Below are 19,125 nucleotides of genomic sequence, written 5' to 3' on the forward strand. Positions count from 1 at the left end.
CCTGCCCCCGGAGCTGCGCCCGGCCCGTATTTCTCTGCGTCTGATCTATGCGGCAAGAGTGCCAAAAAACAAAACCGGCCCGCAAGGGGCCGGTTTAAATTCTTGTGCCATGGCTCTGACGGATCAGAGGCTCATATGGGTGCCCAGGGCTTCCATATCGGCGAGCAGCTTCGCCGCATCTTCAACGAGGCCATGCGGTTGATCGGTGTCCTGCACGGCCTTGTAGGTCGTGCGGGCCTCTTCAATCAGCTCGTCCAGTTGCGCGCGCGTCAGCTGGTCCATGGGGATTGCCTTCTCAGCAAGGACAGACAGACCGTCAGCGCCGATTTCAGCAAAGCCACCGGTGACCAGATATTCCGATGTGCCTTGCGGGCTTTCGACCCGCAGGACACCCGGACGCAGCGTGGTGATGGTCGGCGCATGATTGGCCATAGCCGTCATGTCGCCTTCCGCGCCGGGGATCATTACCGCGGTCACCGGGAGCGACGCCAGGCGGCGCTCCGGGCTCACGAGGTCGAATTGCATCGTATCAGCCATCAGGGCCCTCCTTAGGCCGCGTCAGCAGCCATTTTCTCGGCTTTTGCGATCACTTCATCGATGCCGCCAACCATGTAGAAGGCGCCTTCGGGCAGGTGATCGTATTCGCCGGCCACAACGGCCTTGAACGACTTGATGGTGTCCTCAAGCGGAACCTGCTTGCCGTCTGCGCCGGTGAAGACCTTCGCAACGTCGAACGGCTGCGAGAGGAAGCGCTGGATCTTACGTGCACGGGTCACGGTCAGCTTGTCCTCTTCGGACAGTTCGTCCATGCCGAGGATCGCGATAATGTCCTGCAGCGACTTGTAGCGCTGAAGGATCTGCTGAACGTCGGAGGCCACGGCATAATGCTCTTCGCCAACGATGGAGGGATCCATCAGGCGCGACGTGGAGTCGAGCGGGTCAACAGCCGGGTAGATGCCCAGTTCGGAGATCGAACGGTTAAGAACGGTGGTCGCGTCCAGGTGGGCAAAGGTGGTTGCCGGTGCCGGGTCGGTAAGGTCATCCGCGGGAACATACACAGCCTGGATCGAGGTGATCGAGCCGTTTTTGGTGGAGGTAATACGTTCCTGCATCGCACCCATGTCGGTCGCCAGCGTCGGCTGGTAGCCCACAGCCGAAGGAATACGGCCGAGCAGAGCGGACACCTCGGAACCCGCCTGAGTAAAGCGGAAGATGTTGTCCACGAAGAACAGAACGTCGGTGCCGGACTGGTCACGGAACTGTTCCGCCAGGGTCAGACCGGTCAGAGCAACACGGGCACGCGCACCCGGAGGCTCGTTCATCTGGCCATAGACCAGAGCAACCTGCGACTCTTCCAGGTTATCGGGTTTGATAACGTTGGATTCGATCATCTCGTGGTAGAGGTCGTTGCCTTCACGGGTCCGTTCACCAACACCCGCGAACACGGAGAAGCCCGAGTGCACTTTTGCGATGTTGTTGATCAGTTCCATGATGAGAACGGTTTTGCCAACGCCGGCGCCGCCGAACAGACCAATTTTACCACCCTTGGCGTAGGGGGCCAGAAGGTCGATCACCTTGATGCCGGTCACCAGCACTTCGGATTCGGTGGACTGGTCGCTGAACTCAGGGGCGGGCTGGTGGATGGCGCGGGTTTCCGCAGCCACAACAGGGCCCTGCTCGTCAACGGGCTCACCCACAACGTTCAGGATGCGGCCCAGGGTTGCGTTGCCGACGGGGATCGAGATCGGTGCGTCGGTGTCAGCCACGGCCTGACCACGAACCAGACCTTCGGTCGCATCCATCGCGATGGTACGGACGGTGTTTTCGCCCAGGTGCTGAGCAACTTCCAGAACCAGCGTCTTACCGTTGTTGTCGGTGGTCAGCGCGTTCAAGATCGCCGGCAGGTGGTCGTCGAATTGAACGTCCACAACGGCGCCGATGATCTGGGTCACCTTGCCTTTTGCATTTGCCATGTTTCGTCTCCGGTTTTCTTTTAGAGCGCCTCAGCGCCCGAAATAATTTCAATCAGCTCGTTGGTGATCACGGCCTGACGCGAGCGGTTGAACTCAATGGTCAGCTTGTCGATCATCTCACCCGCGTTGCGGGTGGCATTGTCCATCGCGCTCATCCGGGCACCCTGTTCGGAGGCCCCATTTTCCAGCAGCGCTGCAAAGATCTGCGTTGCGACACCGCGCGGCAGCAGGTCAGCCAGAATGGCCTCTTCGCTGGGCTCGTAGTCGTAGACGGCAGAGCTGGTCGCAGCGTCGTCTTCCTTGGCATCAAAGGACGCCGGGATCACCTGCTGGGCAGTCGGCACCTGGGTCACAACGTTCACGAACTTCGCGTAGAAGAGCGTGGCAACGTCGAAATCCCCGGCATCAAAACGGGCCAGAACATCCTTGGCGATGTCCTGCGCATTGGCGTAGCCAAGGCGTTTGACTTCGCTCAGATCCACATGACCGACAAAATAGTCACCAAGGTCGCGTTTCATCGCGTCCCGGCCTTTTTTGCCAACCGTCAGGATCTTAACAGTCTTGCCCGCCGCGACCAGCGCCTGGGCCTTGGCCCGTGCCAGCTTGGCGATGTTGGAATTGAAGCCCCCGCAAAGCCCGCGTTCGGCGGTCAGTACGACCAGGAGATGAACCTGGTCGCTACCGGTGCCGGCAAGCAGCTTGGGTGCAGAATCGCTGCCACCGACAGATGCGGCCAGCCCAGCCATAACGGCGTTGAACCGTTCGGCATAGGGACGCGCATCCTCGGCAGCCTCTTGGGCGCGGCGCAGTTTTGCGGCCGCGACCATCTGCATGGCCTTGGTGATCTTGCGGGTCGATTTGACCGACGCGATCCTGTTTTTAAGGTCTTTAAGGTTAGGCAACGCCTGATCCCCCCTTAAGCGAAGTCAGCTGCGAACGCGTCCAGAGCTGCTTTGATCTTGTCGGCTGCGTCACCCTTGATCTTCGGATCTTCGGTGGTGATCCAGTCAAGCAGGTCCTGATGCTTGCTGCGCAGATGCGCCAGCAGGCCAGCCTCGTAGCGGCCAACTTCTTTTACGTCGACTTTGTCGAGGTAGCCGTTGGTGCCTGCGAAGATCACACAGACGATCTCTGCGTTGGTCAGCGGTGCATACTGGGGCTGTTTCATCAGCTCGGTCAGACGCGCACCACGGTTCAGCAGCTGCTGGGTTGCGGCGTCCAGATCGGAGCCAAACTGCGCAAAGGCCGCCATTTCGCGGTACTGAGCCAGTTCCAGTTTCACCGGACCAGCAACCGATTTCATCGCGTTGGTCTGAGCGGAGGAGCCCACACGCGAAACCGACAGACCGGTGTTCACAGCAGGACGGATGCCCTGATAGAACAGTTCGGTTTCCAGGAAGATCTGACCGTCGGTGATCGAAATCACGTTGGTCGGGATAAACGCGGACACGTCGCCGCCCTGGGTTTCGATGACGGGCAGCGCGGTCAGCGAGCCTGCGCCGAATTCTTCGTTCAGCTTCGCGGAACGTTCCAGCAGACGGGAGTGGAGATAGAAAACGTCACCAGGATAAGCTTCACGGCCCGGCGGGCGACGCAGCAGCAGGGACATCTGGCGATAGGCCACAGCCTGTTTGGACAGGTCATCATAGATGATCAGCGCGTGCTTGCCGCTGTCGCGGAAGTATTCGGCCATTGCGGTCGCGGCGTAGGGCGCCAGGAACTGCATCGGGGCCGGTTCGGACGCGGTTGCAGCAACCACGATCGAATATTCCATCGCACCGGTTTCTTCCAGCTTCTTCACCAGCTGGGCCACGGTCGAGCGCTTCTGGCCGACAGCGACATAAACACAGTACAGTTTCTTGGATTCGTCATCACCAGCGGCGTCGTTGTAGACTTTCTGGTTCAGGATCGCGTCCAGAGCAACGGCGGTTTTACCGGTCTGACGGTCACCAATGATCAGCTCTCGCTGGCCACGGCCGATCGGGATCATCGCGTCAACGGACTTGAGGCCGGTTGCCATCGGTTCGTGAACCGACTTACGCGGGATGATGCCCGGCGCTTTGACGTCTGCCACTTTACGCTCGGAAGCGTTGATCGGGCCCTTGCCGTCCAGCGGGTTGCCCAGACCGTCAACAACGCGACCCAGCAGCTCGGGGCCAGCGGGAACGTCCACGATGGAGTTGGTGCGCTTGACGGTGTCACCTTCTTTGATGTCACGGTCGGAGCCGAAGATAACGATACCGACGTTGTCGGCTTCGAGGTTCAGCGCCATGCCCATGATGCCGCCGGGGAATTCGACCATCTCGCCGGCCTGGACATTGTCGAGACCGTACACACGGGCGATACCGTCACCAACGGACAGCACGCGGCCAATCTCTGCCACCTCAGCTTCTTGACCAAAATTCTTGATCTGGTCTTTCAGGATCGCAGAAATCTCTGCTGCTTGGATACCCATTTATCCGACCTCTTTCATTGCGTTCTGTAGGGAGTTGAGCTTGGAGCGGATCGAGTTGTCGATCATCTTCGAGCCCACTTTAACGACAAGACCGCCAATGATGCTTTCATCGACGGTTGCATTGATCACGACCTTTTTGCCAGTGCGCTCGGCCAGTGTTTTGGCCAGTTTTTCGCTCTGGGTCTTGGTCAGCGCCTTGGCCGATGTGACATCGGCAGTAATCTCACCACGGGTTTCGGCCAGACGTGCGCGCAGAGCGTCAAGCAGCGCAGGCACCACGAACAGGCGGCGCTTTTCGGCCATCAGCGTCAGCGCATTGCTCAGAACCGGGTCCAGGCCCATTTTCTTGGCAATCGCGGTGATCGCTGTTCCCTGCTCCTGACGCGACACCAGGGGTGACGTGATCAGGTCGCGGAGATCTTCGCTATCCGCCAAAGCGGCAGACAGGTCATTGATGCTGGTTTCAAGGCTATCAAGCGCCTTGCTCTCTTCGGCGATCTCAAAGATCGCGGTGGCATAGCGCGCGGCAATGCCTGCGGAGATCGAAGCTGGTTCGGACACGTCCACCCTTCCGATATTGGCCCCGGTTGGCTGACCTAGTGCAGGCGGCGTCCGGGGGCGTGAGGTCTCCCCACAATTTGGTGGGGCGTCAAAATCAGCGTGGATGTAGCAGAGCGTTGGCAACCTATCAACTGCCTTGGACGGCAAGGTAAAAAAGGAAGTTCTAAGCGTTTTCAAATGATTAGACGATAACACCCGATGAAACGACAGAACATGCGTCAAAAAAACCAACTTTAGGGGTCAATTTTGCGATTCCAAATCAGCAAAAAACGCGCCTCGCAGGTGAAAAAACCTCCAAACCGTCGAAAATGAGCGCTGAAAGCGCGATTTTGAACCATCAGCGGGGAATCAAGCCGCCAACTGCCCTGCGCCGGTTCCCGTAACGTCACGCTGTTCGCCGCGCCAAGATTAAGACCTGCCTATTTGAGACCGCCCGAATTTGCGCCGCCTGTCCAGCCCAGGGCGCCCGCGACGCAGCGTCCTGCGCTTGCGACCCTTGGTCAACCGGGGCAGACACCCGCCCCGATGCTCACGTCTGAAACACCGCGCAGGTTCAGGCCGGTTCCGGCATCGGGTTGGACAACCCTTCCAGCACCCGGATCGGACTGGGTCGGCGCAGCCGTGTCATCTCACCACGCTGGGAATGCACCTGCTTGCTCACTTCGACCAAAAACACCCCGCCCCCCAGCATCGCAGGCAACCGGTCCCCCATACGCTCGAACAACGGGCCGGATTTCAGCCAGAAGCGGCGCTGGCTGGGCGGCAGGTAGAGCGCCGCAGAATGCCGCTCGACGGTGAACTGATGCAAGCGCAGCTGATTTTCTACCTGACTGAGCGTATAGGGCCGCCCAAACCCGAACGGTGTCACATCCGACCGCGCCCAAAGGCCTGCGCGATTGGGCACAACAAACACCGCCCGCCCGCCGGGGCCAAGCACCCGCCAGCATTCCTCCAGAAGATGCGACGGCCGATCCGAGGTCTCAAGCCCGTGCAGCAATACCAGCCGGTCGACATGTCCGGTTTCAATCGGCCAAGCGGTCTCCTCGCAGAGCACCGAGACATTGGGCAGTCCCGCAGGCCACTGCATCACCCCCTGCGGTCCCGGCATCAGCGCAATCACCCGCCGCGCCTCGGCCAGATAGGGGCGCAGCAGCGGCGCGGCAAAGCCAAAACCGGCAACGGTCTGTCCCGCCGCTTCGGGCCACAACTCCAGCAGCCGCCCACGGATTGACGCCTGCGCCGCCCGCCCCAGGGTGCTGCGATAATAGAAATTCCTCAGATCCTGAACATCAAGATGCATTGCGGGCGTCCGTTGCTTGGGCCAATCTGAGGCCAGTCGCCGTCAGTTTACCCATCGAGAAGCGAATGACCATGCCCCTTGAGATCGTTACCCTGCCCTGTCTCTCCGACAACTATGCCTTTTTGCTGCACAATGCCGAAACCGGTCACACCGCACTGGTTGATGCGCCCGAAGCCGCAGCCATTCGCGCTGAACTGGACCGGCGCGGATGGGCGCTGGACCAGATCCTGCTCACGCATCACCACTGGGATCACATTGATGGCGTTGCGGAGCTGCAAGCCGCCTATGATCCGCAAATCGTCGGTGCCAAGGCTGACGCCCACCGTCTGCCCGATCTGGATCTGGCAGTGGCAGAGGGCGACAGCTTCACCTGCCTTGGCGAGGACGTCCGCGTGCTGGATGTTTCCGGGCATACGATCGGCCATATCGCCTTTCACATCCCCAGCGCAGCTGCAGTCTTCACCGCAGACAGTCTGATGGCGCTGGGATGTGGGCGCTTGTTTGAGGGCTCCCCCGAACAGATGTGGCAGAGCCTGCAGAAACTCGCAGCCCTGCCGGGAGACACAACGGTCTATTCCGGCCATGAGTATACCCAGTCCAATGCCCGGTTCGCACTCACAATCGAGCCGGATAACGCCGCGCTGCAACGCCGCTGCACAGCCATTGATGCCGCCCGCGCGGACGATCTGCCAACCGTGCCCTCGCAGTTGCAGGACGAACTGGACACCAACCCTTTCCTGCGGGCGCATCTCGACAGCCTCAAACAGGCGATTGGCATGGCCGGAGCCTCAGCCGCTGAGGTGTTTGCCGAAATCCGGGCGCGAAAGGACAAGTTTTGACCGCACCAGGCCCCTTTTCACGGCACAGTCACGATAAATGTGACAAGAAATTGCAAGAAAGAACTTGAAGCCGGGCACGTATCAACCAAACTCTAATACTATCAGGACATGGTTGGACTGTGGAAGGCTAGGCATCCGCCCTGCAGCCTCACCGCCAACCCAAGACCAAGAGGAGCACGCCCGTGCCTTCATTCTCGAGCACTTTGGAACAGGCCATTCACGCCGCGCTTGCGCTGGCAAACGAACGGCGTCACGAATTCGCAACCCTGGAACACCTGCTGCTTGCCCTGCTGGACGAGCCCGAGGCGTCGCGCGTCATGCGCGCCTGCAGCGTGGACCTCACCGAGTTGCGCGCGACCCTTGTCGAATTTGTCGATGAGGATCTCGCCAATCTGGTCACTGATATCGACGGCTCAGAAGCGGTTCCAACCGCTGCCTTTCAGCGCGTGATCCAACGCGCCGCCATCCACGTTCAAAGCTCCGGCCGGACCGAGGTCACAGGCGCCAATGTTCTGGTGGCCATCTTCGCCGAGCGTGAGAGCGACGCCGCCTACTTCCTCCAGGATCAGGACATGACCCGCTATGATGCGGTGAATTTCATCGCCCATGGCGTGGCCAAGGATCCAGCCTTTGGTGAATCCCGCCCGGTCTCCGGCTCCCCGGAGGTCGAGGATGAACCCCAGCCCACCACCGAGGGCGACAAGAAAGAGAGCGCGCTCGCGAAATACTGCGTCGATCTCAATGAGAAATCCCGCGAGGGTGACATTGACCCGCTGATCGGGCGCAGCCACGAGGTTGAGCGCTGTATTCAGGTGCTGTGCCGCCGTCGCAAAAACAATCCGCTTCTGGTGGGCGATCCCGGCGTTGGCAAAACCGCCATCGCCGAAGGCCTCGCGCGCAAAATTGTCGCTGGTGAAACCCCTGAGGTCTTGTCGGAAACCACCATTTACTCGCTCGACATGGGCGCGTTGCTGGCAGGCACCCGCTATCGCGGTGACTTTGAGGAACGCCTGAAAGCCGTGGTGACCGAGCTGGAAGATCACCCCGACGCAGTGCTGTTCATTGATGAGATCCACACTGTGATCGGCGCCGGGGCGACCTCCGGCGGGGCAATGGATGCCTCCAACCTGCTGAAGCCCGCGCTTCAGGGTGGCAAGCTGCGCACCATGGGATCCACCACCTACAAGGAATTCCGTCAGCATTTTGAAAAAGACCGCGCCCTGTCGCGCCGGTTCCAGAAAATCGACGTGAATGAACCTTCGGTTGAAGATTCCATCGAGATCCTGAAAGGGTTGAAACCCTATTTTGAGGATCATCACGGCATCCGCTTTACCAGTGATGCGATCAAATCGGCGGTCGAACTGTCGGCCCGTTACATCAATGATCGCAAACTGCCGGACAAGGCCATCGACGTTATTGATGAGGCCGGCGCCGCCCAGCATCTGGTGGTGGAAAGCAAGCGCCGCAAGACAATCGGCGTCAAGGAGATCGAGGCCGTTGTCGCCAAGATCGCCCGCATCCCGCCGAAGAATGTCTCCAAGGATGACGCCGAAGTGCTGAAGGATCTGGAGCGCTCCCTGAAGCGGGTGGTGTTTGGTCAGGACGCGGCAATTGATGCCCTGTCCAGCGCCATCAAACTGGCGCGGGCGGGCCTGCGTGAGCCGGAAAAACCCATTGGCAACTACCTCTTTGCGGGCCCCACCGGTGTCGGCAAAACAGAAGTGGCCAAACAGCTTGCAGATACGCTTGGCGTGGAGCTGCTGCGGTTCGACATGTCGGAATATATGGAGAAACACGCGGTCTCCCGCCTGATCGGCGCGCCTCCGGGTTATGTCGGTTTTGATCAGGGCGGCCTGTTGACCGATGGCGTCGACCAGCACCCCCATTGTGTACTGCTGCTTGATGAAATCGAGAAGGCCCACCCGGACGTCTTCAACATCCTGTTGCAGGTGATGGACAATGGCCAGCTGACCGACCACAACGGTCGCACGGTGAATTTCCGCAATGTGGTGCTGATCATGACCTCCAACGCTGGCGCATCTGAGCAGGCGAAGGCTGCCATCGGCTTCGGCCGTGACCGGCGCGAGGGCGAGGACACCGCTGCGATTGAGCGGACGTTCACGCCGGAATTCCGCAACCGTCTGGACGCGGTCATCTCCTTCGCACCGCTGCCCAAGGATGTGATCCTGCAGGTTGTCGAGAAATTCGTTCTGCAGCTGGAAGCCCAGCTGATGGATCGCAACGTCTCGATCGAGCTGACCCGCAAGGCCGCCGAATGGCTGGCGGACAAGGGCTATGATGACCGGATGGGTGCCCGCCCACTGGGCCGCGTCATTCAGGAGCATATCAAGAAGCCGCTGGCTGAGGAGCTGCTGTTTGGCAAACTCGCAAAAGGTGGTCTTGTCAAGGTCGGCATCAAGGATGGCAAACTGGATCTCCGGATCGAAGGCCCGGCCAAACCGCGCATCTCTGGAGACAAGCCGCCCCTTCTGACGGCTGAGTAACCCCATGCGGCTCCTGCCTTTGGCATTTATCTCATCGCTCGCCGCGCCTGTCGCGGCGAGCGATCTTGTTCTGGATTGGCCCGTCGACTGCACCTTGGGTGACAGCTGCCAGATCCAGCAATATGTCGACCGCGCTTTGGGGCCTGCGACACAGGATTTCACCTGCAATCCGCTTACCTACGATGGGCACAAAGGGACTGACATTGCCCTGCCCTACCTCAGTGACATGGATGCTGGCGTCACCGTCTCTGCCGCCGCAGACGGCACCGTGGTTGGCAGCCGTGACGGGATGGAAGACCGCTATTCCACCGGCCCCGGCGATCCGGCCATTGAAGGGCGCGAATGCGGCAACGGGGTTCTGCTGCGCCATGGCGACGGTTGGGAAACCCAATACTGCCACATGAAACGCGGCTCCATTCTTGTGCAGTCCGGCGACAAGGTGACCGCAGGCACCCCCCTGGGAGAGATCGGCCTATCCGGCAACACCCAGTTCCCGCATCTGCACCTTTCCGTGCGCAAGGATGGCAAGACGGTCGACCCTTTTGGCCCCCAAATGGAGAACAGCTGCGGATCTGATATCGGTGAACCGCTTTGGGCAGACGACATCGCCTATCAGGCTGGCGGGTTTCTCGGCAGTGGGTTTGCCGATCATGTCCCGAAGTTCGCCGCGATCAAGGCCGGGACCGCAGATCAGGCCCCCCTGCCCGCCGGATCAGGCGCGTTGGTCTTTTGGGCCTATGCCTTCGGCGCGCGCAGTGGCGATCAGCTGATGCTGCGGATCGACGGGCCCGGCGGCCCCCTCCTGGAGCAGACTGAGCGGCTGGAGAAGACCCAAGCGCAATTGTTCCGCGCATCTGGCAAGCGGATCCGAGGTGCCGGGTTGTCCCCCGGTCGCTACATCGCCACGGCGACGCTGATGCGCGACGGAGAGGTCATTGATAAGCACCAGCAGGAGATGACGGTGGACTAGACCAAAGCCTCTTGGCCTCGCCTGACGTACCCGCTAGGCTAGGGTCACGGTCGGCAGACACCGAGGCGTCGCTGCTCCCGCATGGGAGAGCTAAACCTGCCATCCAATCGAACGGTTTCCATTGCACATGGCGCCGCGTCGTCAAGCCAGCGACCAACGACCAGGACGGGCGCCAATTGGATGCAATATGACCCGCAAATCTCTTCCCTTACAGGTCGATGACCTGTCGCATTTCTCCCGCGCTCTGGCCCGTCAACTGGGGGAGGCAAGCCCACCCCACCTGACGCTGATGAATATGCTGGCGCGCGCGGCCGGGTTTCAGAACCTGCAACACCAGCGCGCCGTTCAGGCCGCTGCCGGACGTCTGGCGCAGGCCAACACGGCCGCCCCCGCTGACCACCGGCTGATTGAACGCACACTCACCCAATTTGACGCTTCAGGACGACTGCTGCGCTGGCCCTCCCGACGGGCGGTACAGACGCTTGCGCTCTTTGGTCTATGGGCGGTGTTCCCGCCTGACACGTTGCTAAGCGAGACGGAGGTGAACAGAATCCTGCTGGCAGAACATGAGTTCAAGGACCCCGCGACCCTGCGCCGGACCATGATTTCCTGCGGCCTGCTGACGCGTCAGCGAGATGGCAGCGATTACAGGCGGATTGAGCAGGAACCACCGACCGAGGCGAAGGCGCTGATATCCCGCCTGTCGGCACGGCGAAAACAACGCTCAGCGCTCGCGACTGCGGGACCAGAGGGAAGAACGCCAAGGCGATAACACAGCCCCGTCAGCGTTCGGTGAACTTCAGCTCAATCCGGCGATTCTGCGCCCGGGCCGCTGCGGTCTGTGCAGGGTTCACAGGCTGATACTCGCCAAACCCATTGGCAGACAGGCGCTCGGGCGGGATGCCCAGCGCCTGCACCATATAGCGCACAACCGACAGGGCGCGGCCCTGGCTCAACTCCCAGTTGTCGGCAAATTTCGGGTGGATACCAAGCGGCGTATCATCCGTGTGACCATCCACACGGATGATCCAATTGATCTCGGGCGGGATTGCCGCTGCAACGGCCTGAAGGATACCGGCGACCTTGCCAATCTCGGCCCGCCCGGCCGGTGAAAGATCCGCGCTCCCCGGGGCAAACAACACCTCAGAGGCAAAGACAAAGCGATCGCCCTCAATCCGCACCCCCTCCTGATTGCCCAGTACATCCCGCAGGCGGCCAAAGAATTCCGAGCGGTACTGCTCCAGATCCTGGGCCTTGCTGCTCAGCTGCTCTGCTTCGGCTTCCAGTCGTTTGCGCTCACTTTCTTCCAGCAGACGACGGCGGCGTTCCTCCGCAGCGGCCCGCGCCAGTGCGGCGTTCAGATCCTGACCGAGATTTTGCATCTGCACCGATTGAGCGGCGTCGCGGGCCTTGTAGTCATCCAACAGCGCCTGCAACCCGCCAAGCTGCTCTCGCAGCGCCGCAACCTGTTGGTTGAGAAGTGCCGTCTGTCGCTGCGCCTCCTCCGAAACCGCCTGCTCCGTGCTGAGGCTCTCGCGGGCCTGCGCCAAGAGGGCCGTGCGCTGTTCGGCGAGGCTGGCCAGATCTGCGGTTTCTGCGGCCCGCTCTTCGCCCTCAGTCAGCGCCGCCAGCAGGCGTTGTTGCAGCACCTCCCGGTCAGCAGCTGCTGCATTGGCCTGTTCCAGCTTAGACAGCGCCTCCAGCAGACGCTGTTCCGTCTCAGCCTGTGCTGTCGCCGTGCTTTCCAGCTCAGACGTTGCCGCGTCGCGGCTCTCGCGCAGCTGCTCCAGCTCTGCCTGCAGCGCGGCAACCTGTGCATTCGCACTGGTCTGCGTGGATTCCAACTGCGCCAGAACGCGGGTCAGTCGCTCGGCCAATGCGTCACGGTCCGCGTTAGTGGCCTTCGCGACGTCTAGCTTCTCCAAGACGTCCGCCAGCTGCGCATCCAGTTGCCCCTTGGCGGTTTCCGCTGCCGCCAGCAACGTCAGCGTATCTTCAGCCGCCTGACGCTGTTCTTCCAGCGCCAGTGTCATCGCCGTCAATTCTGCGTCTGCCGTCTTCAAGCGATTTCGCAGCGCCTCTGCGGCAGCCGCCTCGGCAAGACGCGCCGCCTCGGCATCGGTCAGCTCCGTCTCCAATTGCGAGACTGCTGCACTTGCCTCAGACGCCTGCCCTTCGAGGTCGGCAACAAGCGCTTCCAGCGCCTCCCGCTTGGCTGCGGCAAGGCGCGCAGCCTCTGTCTGGGCATCAATTTCATCGCGACTGGCCGCAAGAGCCTGCGCCAGAGTATCCCGCTCCCCTTCCAGATCGCTCTGTGCCGCCTGCAGCGCTGCGCGCTCTGCGGTCAGATCACGAATGGTAGCGTTGGCGTCCTGCTGTTGCAGCAGCAACTGGGCGACCTGCGCCTCAAAATCGCTGATCTCGCCCCGCGCAGCTGCAAGGTTTGCCTCTGCAGTTTCCAACGCACCCTGGGTGGTTCCAAGCGTGGCCGACAGCGCCCCAAGACGCGCCTGCAATTGGCTGTTCTCGCGTTCTTCGAGGCCAAGAGCATCAGCGAGCGCCCCAACTTCCGCTGCCAGCTCATCCAGCTGGCTTTCCTGCCCGGAAATCGTCTCCCGCAGGACAAATTGAACCACCATGAAAATGGTCAGGAGAAACATCAGAACCAGCAGCAACCCGGTCATCGCATCTACGAAACCCGGCCAGATCGAAGCCTGAAAACGCTGTCCGGTGCGACGTGACAGGGCCATCGCTTAGTCCTCGGATCCGCGCGCGCTGCGGCCCAATCCACGCGGTCTGGCAAAGGCCTTGACCAAGAGATCGATATCTTTGCGCAGCTCGGCCAGGCTTTCCTGACGACCGGCGGAGATTTCCTCAAGAATACGCAGCATCTGCACATCAATGGAGCGCAGCCGCATCCGGCTTTCGGCGTCCAGCCCAACATCCCCCTGGGCACGCATCAGCTCGGTCAGGGCTTCCTGCCCGACAGCCACCCGTTCAAGCGCGCGCGCGGTGCCTTCGGACTGATCCTGCCGCCGGTTCATATCCGTGATCGCATCAACCAGCGCGGACAGCTTCTGATCCACCCCGGCGCGCCCTTCGGAGGATTGGACAAACATCGCCTGCAGCGCATCCATTTGCTCGGTCATACTGTCCAGCACCCCGGCAAGCGCGCTGTTGTCACCGCCACCTGGCTCCTCGCCGGAGGAGAAACTGACCCGCGTGAAGGAGGAAAGCCATTCCTCAAGCTCGCGGTAGAACCGGTTCTGACCATGGCCTGCAAACAGCTCCAGCAAGCCGACAATCAGCGATCCTGCCAGCCCCAGCAACGATGAGGCAAAGGCAACGCCCATGCCACCCAGCTGCGCCTCAAGCCCGGTCATCAGGCGATTGAACACTGCAATACCCTCTTCCCCCTCCTGCGGGGCGAGGCTGCGGATAGTGTCAACCACCGCAGGCACTGTAGTGGCCAGACCGTAGAATGTTCCCAAAAGGCCAAGGAAAATCAGCAGGTTCACAATGTAACGCGTAATTTCGCGCTCTTCATCAATCCGCGTGGCAACGGAATCCAAGATCGACCGGGTCGAAGACGACCCAAGCTGCATTCGCGCCCCGCGTGAGCGCAGCAGGGAGGCCAGCGGCGCCAGCATCGACGGCGGACGATCATCGTCACTGGTCACCCCGGCGGCGAATCCTTCGATCCAGCGCACCGAACCGATCAGCTGCAGCACCTGCCAGAAACAGGCCATCACACCAAAGACAAACACCAGCAGGATGAACCCGTTGAGCCAGGGATTGGCCTCAAACACCGGCAGGACCCGCGGCAGCGCCACAAACGCCCCGAACCCTGACAGCCCAAGGGCAATCAGCATCATGATGATCTGGCGTACCGGTTGGGAAAACTGCGGCCTGCTTTCGCGGTCTGGCTGCGCCATGGTCTGTGGCTCCTGACACTTTTTTGGTGCTCTTGCAGAACCGGAGCCTATAGGCAAAACCTCAAAAGAGCCAAGGCTTTATGATGCAAGATCCCGCACACGCGCCGACAGCCAATCCAAATCGGCATCGCGCAACCCGATCTCGGCCAGATGCTCCGCGGTATTGAAGAGGTATTCGGTATTGGGGCCACGTCCGCCCACCGCCTCCGCAATGATCCGCGCCTGAGTTTCCAGACTGATGCCGCCGCAATATTGGTTGTGGTCCGGGTCAATCACATAGGTGACCGCCGTCACGTCCCCCCCGCTGGCCAGCTGGACGGTCAGATCTTTCTCCACATAGGCCGAGGAGATCAGCTCCCGCGCCCGCAGCTCCTGCAATGTCTGTTCCTCGTGGCCGGCTTCAACCGCGAGCGCGATCCCGGTGCAGGCGGCACCATCTATCGCGTCCAATGCCAGAACCAGCCCAGGCTTCTCCTCGCTGCCGCGATGGTGGATGGATTTCATGCAGAAGGACCGGGCATAGCCCGGCAGCGTCGCGACTTCGCGGCGGGCCACCGGAAAGCCCGGGTTCCACAACAAAGATCCGTATCCAAATACCCACATGGTCATGACGCTGGCCCTTTTTTGATCGCGGTCTATAAACATCAAATTCAACGTCCAGAAAAGAGGCCGAATGATGATCCGATGGACAAAACTGCTGTTGATTGCCGCCGGCGTCTGGAGCCTTTACTGGGCCATTGCGGGCTGGGGCCTGCGTCAGGGGCTTGATGGTTGGTTTGCCGAGCAACAGCGACAGGGCTGGCAGGCCGATTATGGGTCGCTGCGCACCTCGGGTTTTCCGCTGTATCATCATCACCGGATCACCACCCCCACCCTCGCCGACCCCGGCACCGGCACCGCATGGCGTGCCGACTGGCTGGATATTCGCAGTCTGGCACTCTGGCCCGGCACCCTGACGTTGCTTTTACCGCAGACATCACAGCGGTTGTCCTATTTTGATGAGACGGCGATCCTTCAGGCGGACGGGCTGCAGGCCGATGTGCGGCTGGCCCCCGGATCTGCACGAGAACTGGAACAACTACACATAACCGCTGGCCCCTGGACGGTACGGAGTGAGGACAACACCGATCTTGGTGGGCAAGTTTTTAAGTTGGAGATGACCCAGACAGACGCGCCAAACCGCTACCAGATCCGCGCAGAAGGGACCGGCCTGACCCCACATCCGCTCCTGCGCCAACGTCTGGCCGCCACAGAGGGGCTGCCCGAACGGCTGGAAACGGTCATTGCCGATATGACGGTCACCTTCGACACGCGCTGGGATCGCAACGCGATTGAACTGCGACGCCCGCAACCCCGCAATATCACACTCCACCTCGCCGAAGCCCGCTGGGGACCGATGCGGATCAAAGCCACGGGGGATATCAGCCTTGATGAAACCGGGCTGCCGGAGGGCGACCTTGCGCTGCAGGTCGAGAACTGGCAGGACATTCTGCAAATGGCAGAGACCGCTGGCAACCTGCCGCCCCGTGTTCGCGCGGGCATTGAACAGGTGCTGCAGGTCTTCGCCGGTCTTGGCGGAAATCACCGGGACCTTGATCTGCCGCTAACGCTCAAATCCGGCTATGTCGCACTCGGGCCGCTGCCCCTTGGCCCGGTGCCCCGTCTGGTGCTGCGTTAACGACAATAGGAACCGCCGCGATGGCGCGCCACATCCAGATGGAAATGGTCCAGATGGTAGCGATCTGAGAGCGGCCCCAGCACGGTGCCAAATGGACCACAGGCGCCTTTCCACATCTTGCGCAGCCCCTTGCGCGTGGCACGCGCGGTCCAGCCTTTCAGCACGGTAATCACCTTGCCGCTCTCCAGAACAAAGCCTGAGATATCAATCGCCTTGCCGCGCCCGTGTTCGGAGATTTTGGCCCCCGGGCGGTTGTTGCGGGTGCGGCAGGAATAATGCGCAGCCACCCGCATGGAGACCACTTTGTCACGGCGGCCAAAGGCCTTGATCACATCCCGCTCGACCCATTTCTTGAGCGCGCGCGCGGTGTCACAAGTCATTACCGACTGCTGGCTGAGCGTCACCCCCGCGACCGAGCGCACGCGCACGGCATTCTTTGCCCCGCAACCGTTCAGTCGACCGGGCACCGTGCCAACCTTGCTGCCCTGAATGTCGATATCACCGCAGACAGAGGTCTTGCGCCGTTTGCGTTTGCCGAACAGGATCTTCTCCGCCAGATCCCCGGGGCGCAAATGTGGGCGCAGAGAGGCATCAGGCCCCGCGGGCATCAGCGGCAGGCTCAACGCGGCCAGGGCGATAGCCTGCTCCGACTGCGGGCGCGATTGAGGCCGCAGCTCTGCCGTGACAGGGAGCACAGCAGCCGCCACTGTCGCGCCTGACGCCAGATCGGGGCGCGCATTGGGCCGTAGGGAACGCTCCGGTGCATTGGCTGCCGTGGCCCCCGCGCTGGCAGCGATCAGGGCGGTCAGCCCAGCTGCGATTGAGAGAGCCCGCAGTCCCGCCGCCCAGCCGCGTCTCATGATGTGGTCTCGCGGCCAAAGTTTGGTGCGGCAGTATCTTGCCCCGCCTCGATAATGCCACGGCGGATAGCGCGGGTGCGGGTGAAATACTGGTGCAGATGCTCGCCGTCTCCGGTGCGGATCGCCCGCTGCAGCGCAAACAGCTCCTCCGTGAAGCGACCCAATATTTCCAGCGTCGCATCCTTGTTGGTCAGGAAGACATCGCGCCACATGGTCGGATCGGAGGCCGCAATCCGGGTAAAGTCCCGGAACCCCGCAGCCGAATATTTGATCACCTCACTGTCGGTCACCCGGCGCAGATCGTCGGCGACCCCTACCATCGTATAGGCGATCAGATGCGGCGCGTGGGAGGTGACGGCCAGAACAAGATCATGGTGATCGGCATCCATCTCATCAACATTGGCACCCATCCCCTCCCAAAGCTGCCGCAAACGGTCCACCGGCGCACGATCACTGCCCTCCACCGGCACCAGCAGGCACCAGCGATTGTCATAAAGCTCGGCAAACCCGGCCTCTGGTCCGGAATGTTCCGTCCCGGCCAAGGGGTGCGCGGGCACAAAATGCACCCCCTCCGGAATATGCGGTTGCACCACGTCGATCACATGACGTTTGACCGACCCCACGTCGGAAACCGTAGCACCGGGTTTCAGCACTGGCGCAATGTCCGCCATCACGGCATCCATCGCCCCCACAGGCACACAGAGCACAACCAGATCAGCGTCCTTCACCGCCTCCGCAGCTGTATCGCAGACCCGATCGCACAGGTTGATCCGACGCGCGGTCTCGCGGGTCTCGGCGCTGCGGGCATAGCCGGTGATCTCGCCCGCCAGCCCGCCACGGCGAATGGCATGCGCCATGGAGGAGGCGATCAGGCCAAGACCGATCAACGCGATGCGGGTGTAGATCGGCGCGCTCATGCTGCGCCATCCTTGAACGCTTTCATCGCCTTAACCAGTGCTTTGCAGGCGGTCTCATCCCCAACGGTGATCCGCAGCGCTGCCGGCAGCTTATACCCCGAAACCCGGCGTACGATCAGCCCGCGCGACTGCAGGAATGTGTCACAGGCGCCGGCCTCTTCCGGGCTGGTAAACCGCGCCAGAATGAAGTTGGCGCAAGAGGTGTCAGAGGGGATGCCCAGTTCCGCCAGTGCCTCCGCCAGCCAGCTCCGCCATTTGGCATTCTCCTGACGGCAATGTTCGGTGTAATCGGTATCGCGCACCGCAGCTTCGGCCCCAGCCAGCGCGGTGGAAGAGAGGTTGAACGGCCCGCGCACCCGGTTCAGCACGTCGATGATCGGCTTTGGCGCATAGCCCCAGCCAACCCGCGCGCCACCCAGTCCGTAGATCTTGGAGAAGGTACGCGTCATTACGACATTGTCGCGGCTGGCCACCAGCGCCGCACCGGCGTCATACCCCTCGACATATTCCGCATAGGCCCCATCCAGCACCAGCAGCGCGCCCTTGGGCAGACCATCCGCCAGACGCGCCAGATCAGCGGCGCCAATCATGGTGCCTGTGGGATTGTTCGGATTGGCGATGAACACCAACCGCGTGCGCTCCGTGCAACCGGTCAGCAAGGCGTCAACGTCTGTGACACGGTCGCGCTCGGCGACCTCAACTGGTGTCGCCCCGGCGGCAAGCGCGCTGATGCGATACATGGCAAAGCCATGCTCGGTGAACAAAACCTCATCGCCCGGCCCCGCATAGGCCTGACAGAGAAAGGTGATGATCTCGTCACTGCCCGCCCCGCAGATGATCTGCTCCATCGGCAGGCGGTAGACCTCCCCGATGGCCTGCCGCAGGCCACTGTGATCTGAGCTTGGATATCGATGCATCTGGGAAACCGCCGCCTGCATTGCCTCAATGGCTTTCGGGCTTGGCCCAAGCGGGTTTTCATTGGAGGAGAGCTTGGTCACATTGCTCATCCCCTTCACATGGGCAGCCCCACCCTCATAGAGAGCGATATCCAGAATGCCAGGCTGCGGCGCGATGTGGGTCATGATAGATGCTCCTTAGATGCCGCTTCGTAATAACCACCTTGACCGCAATGG

General features: G+C 61.4%; 17 protein-coding genes. 5 read left to right on the forward strand and 12 right to left on the reverse strand.

Features of this window, described 5'->3' with window-relative positions:
• Window positions 1-123 precede the first annotated feature (123 nt).
• From phaeop14_RS11370 to phaeop14_RS11395, 6 genes are all read right to left on the reverse strand, one after another.
• The gene (locus tag phaeop14_RS11370) at window positions 124-537 is read right to left on the reverse strand and encodes a F0F1 ATP synthase subunit epsilon (RefSeq protein WP_024096363.1); all 414 of its coding nucleotides are present in this window, start codon (window positions 535-537) and stop codon (window positions 124-126) included.
• Between the two features lie 11 nt (window positions 538-548).
• Entirely contained in the window at window positions 549-1,973 is a 1,425-nt protein-coding gene (atpD, locus tag phaeop14_RS11375) for a F0F1 ATP synthase subunit beta (RefSeq protein ID WP_040173897.1), read from the reverse strand.
• A 20-nt stretch (window positions 1,974-1,993) separates the two neighbouring features.
• Window positions 1,994-2,875, reverse strand: a complete 882-nt coding sequence (locus phaeop14_RS11380) for a F0F1 ATP synthase subunit gamma (RefSeq protein WP_014875414.1) — start codon at window positions 2,873-2,875, stop codon at window positions 1,994-1,996.
• Window positions 2,876-2,889: 14 nt separating this feature from the next.
• Window positions 2,890-4,428, reverse strand: coding sequence for a F0F1 ATP synthase subunit alpha (gene atpA, locus phaeop14_RS11385; protein WP_040180260.1), 1,539 nt, complete (start codon window positions 4,426-4,428; stop codon window positions 2,890-2,892).
• Window positions 4,429-4,989, reverse strand: coding sequence for a F0F1 ATP synthase subunit delta (locus phaeop14_RS11390; protein ID WP_040173895.1), 561 nt, complete (start codon window positions 4,987-4,989; stop codon window positions 4,429-4,431). It abuts the gene before it with no gap.
• A 553-nt stretch (window positions 4,990-5,542) separates the two neighbouring features.
• Window positions 5,543-6,289, reverse strand: coding sequence for a class I SAM-dependent methyltransferase (locus tag phaeop14_RS11395; protein ID WP_040173894.1), 747 nt, complete (start codon window positions 6,287-6,289; stop codon window positions 5,543-5,545).
• A gap of 65 nt (window positions 6,290-6,354) precedes the next feature.
• On the opposite strand from phaeop14_RS11395, the gene gloB reads away from it, so the two are divergent.
• From gloB to phaeop14_RS11415, 4 genes are all read left to right on the forward strand, one after another.
• Entirely contained in the window at window positions 6,355-7,128 is a 774-nt protein-coding gene (gene gloB / locus phaeop14_RS11400; RefSeq protein ID WP_096789589.1) for a hydroxyacylglutathione hydrolase, read from the forward strand.
• 182 nt (window positions 7,129-7,310) lie between these two features.
• A complete protein-coding gene (gene clpA, locus phaeop14_RS11405; protein WP_040173890.1) occupies window positions 7,311-9,632 on the forward strand; it encodes an ATP-dependent Clp protease ATP-binding subunit ClpA in 2,322 nt (773 codons plus the stop codon).
• 4 nt (window positions 9,633-9,636) lie between these two features.
• Window positions 9,637-10,602, forward strand: coding sequence for a M23 family metallopeptidase (locus phaeop14_RS11410; protein WP_096789590.1), 966 nt, complete (start codon window positions 9,637-9,639; stop codon window positions 10,600-10,602).
• 187 nt (window positions 10,603-10,789) lie between these two features.
• Window positions 10,790-11,374 (forward strand): DUF2087 domain-containing protein, encoded by a 585-nt coding sequence (locus tag phaeop14_RS11415; RefSeq protein ID WP_096789591.1) that lies wholly within the window; start codon window positions 10,790-10,792, stop codon window positions 11,372-11,374.
• 10 nt (window positions 11,375-11,384) lie between these two features.
• Here the strand turns inward: phaeop14_RS11415 and phaeop14_RS11420 are convergent, their stop codons facing one another.
• The 3 genes from phaeop14_RS11420 to phaeop14_RS11430 all read right to left on the reverse strand — a co-directional run bounded on the left by phaeop14_RS11420 (window position 11,385) and on the right by phaeop14_RS11430 (window position 15,146).
• On the reverse strand, window positions 11,385-13,352 hold the full coding sequence (locus phaeop14_RS11420; RefSeq protein ID WP_096789592.1) for a peptidoglycan -binding protein: 1,968 nt from the start codon (window positions 13,350-13,352) through the stop codon (window positions 11,385-11,387).
• A 3-nt stretch (window positions 13,353-13,355) separates the two neighbouring features.
• On the reverse strand, window positions 13,356-14,537 hold the full coding sequence (locus tag phaeop14_RS11425; protein WP_040173883.1) for a biopolymer transporter ExbB: 1,182 nt from the start codon (window positions 14,535-14,537) through the stop codon (window positions 13,356-13,358).
• A 78-nt stretch (window positions 14,538-14,615) separates the two neighbouring features.
• Window positions 14,616-15,146 (reverse strand): gamma-glutamylcyclotransferase, encoded by a 531-nt coding sequence (locus tag phaeop14_RS11430; RefSeq protein ID WP_024096351.1) that lies wholly within the window; start codon window positions 15,144-15,146, stop codon window positions 14,616-14,618.
• 67 nt (window positions 15,147-15,213) lie between these two features.
• On the opposite strand from phaeop14_RS11430, the gene phaeop14_RS11435 reads away from it, so the two are divergent.
• Window positions 15,214-16,215 carry a DUF2125 domain-containing protein gene (locus phaeop14_RS11435; protein WP_244905760.1) on the forward strand — a complete coding sequence of 334 codons (1,002 nt, stop codon included), beginning with the start codon at window positions 15,214-15,216 and terminating at the stop codon, window positions 16,213-16,215.
• Here the strand turns inward: phaeop14_RS11435 and phaeop14_RS11440 are convergent.
• Genes phaeop14_RS11440 through hisC form a run of 3 tightly spaced genes read right to left on the reverse strand, consistent with a single transcriptional unit; the run spans window position 16,212 to window position 19,074 of the window.
• Window positions 16,212-17,075: an extensin-like domain-containing protein gene (locus tag phaeop14_RS11440; protein WP_096789594.1), complete on the reverse strand. Its 864-nt coding sequence runs from the start codon at window positions 17,073-17,075 to the stop codon at window positions 16,212-16,214. The two genes, phaeop14_RS11435 and phaeop14_RS11440, sit on opposite strands and share 4 nt — an antisense overlap.
• Window positions 17,072-17,992 carry a prephenate/arogenate dehydrogenase family protein gene (locus phaeop14_RS11445; protein WP_096789595.1) on the reverse strand — a complete coding sequence of 307 codons (921 nt, stop codon included), beginning with the start codon at window positions 17,990-17,992 and terminating at the stop codon, window positions 17,072-17,074. Before phaeop14_RS11445 ends, phaeop14_RS11440 begins: the two co-directional genes overlap by 4 nt.
• Window positions 17,989-19,074 (reverse strand): histidinol-phosphate transaminase, encoded by a 1,086-nt coding sequence (gene hisC / locus phaeop14_RS11450; RefSeq protein WP_096789596.1) that lies wholly within the window; start codon window positions 19,072-19,074, stop codon window positions 17,989-17,991. Before hisC ends, phaeop14_RS11445 begins: the two co-directional genes overlap by 4 nt.
• Window positions 19,075-19,125: the final 51 nt, after the last annotated feature.

The organism is Phaeobacter piscinae (assembly GCF_002407245.1).
Lineage (GTDB): Bacteria > Pseudomonadota > Alphaproteobacteria > Rhodobacterales > Rhodobacteraceae > Phaeobacter > Phaeobacter piscinae.

Bases quoted from the DNA above. Each gene is read 5' to 3' on its own strand.
- phaeop14_RS11440 (WP_096789594.1), bottom strand. From the start codon at position 17,075: ATGAGACGCGGCTGGGCGGCGGGACTGCGGGCTCTCTCAATCGCAGCT.
- hisC (WP_096789596.1), bottom strand. From the start codon at position 19,074: ATGACCCACATCGCGCCGCAGCCTGGCATTCTGGATATCGCTCTCTAT.
- phaeop14_RS11420 (WP_096789592.1), bottom strand. From the start codon at position 13,352: ATGGCCCTGTCACGTCGCACCGGACAGCGTTTTCAGGCTTCGATCTGG.
- atpD (WP_040173897.1), bottom strand. From the start codon at position 1,973: ATGGCAAATGCAAAAGGCAAGGTGACCCAGATCATCGGCGCCGTTGTG.
- phaeop14_RS11410 (WP_096789590.1), top strand. From the start codon at position 9,637: ATGCGGCTCCTGCCTTTGGCATTTATCTCATCGCTCGCCGCGCCTGTC.
- phaeop14_RS11370 (WP_024096363.1), bottom strand. From the start codon at position 537: ATGGCTGATACGATGCAATTCGACCTCGTGAGCCCGGAGCGCCGCCTG.
- phaeop14_RS11395 (WP_040173894.1), bottom strand. From the start codon at position 6,289: ATGCATCTTGATGTTCAGGATCTGAGGAATTTCTATTATCGCAGCACC.
- gloB (WP_096789589.1), top strand. From the start codon at position 6,355: ATGACCATGCCCCTTGAGATCGTTACCCTGCCCTGTCTCTCCGACAAC.
- phaeop14_RS11425 (WP_040173883.1), bottom strand. From the start codon at position 14,537: ATGGCGCAGCCAGACCGCGAAAGCAGGCCGCAGTTTTCCCAACCGGTA.
- phaeop14_RS11445 (WP_096789595.1), bottom strand. From the start codon at position 17,992: ATGAGCGCGCCGATCTACACCCGCATCGCGTTGATCGGTCTTGGCCTG.
- phaeop14_RS11435 (WP_244905760.1), top strand. From the start codon at position 15,214: ATGATCCGATGGACAAAACTGCTGTTGATTGCCGCCGGCGTCTGGAGC.
- atpA (WP_040180260.1), bottom strand. From the start codon at position 4,428: ATGGGTATCCAAGCAGCAGAGATTTCTGCGATCCTGAAAGACCAGATC.
- phaeop14_RS11430 (WP_024096351.1), bottom strand. From the start codon at position 15,146: ATGACCATGTGGGTATTTGGATACGGATCTTTGTTGTGGAACCCGGGC.
- phaeop14_RS11415 (WP_096789591.1), top strand. From the start codon at position 10,790: ATGACCCGCAAATCTCTTCCCTTACAGGTCGATGACCTGTCGCATTTC.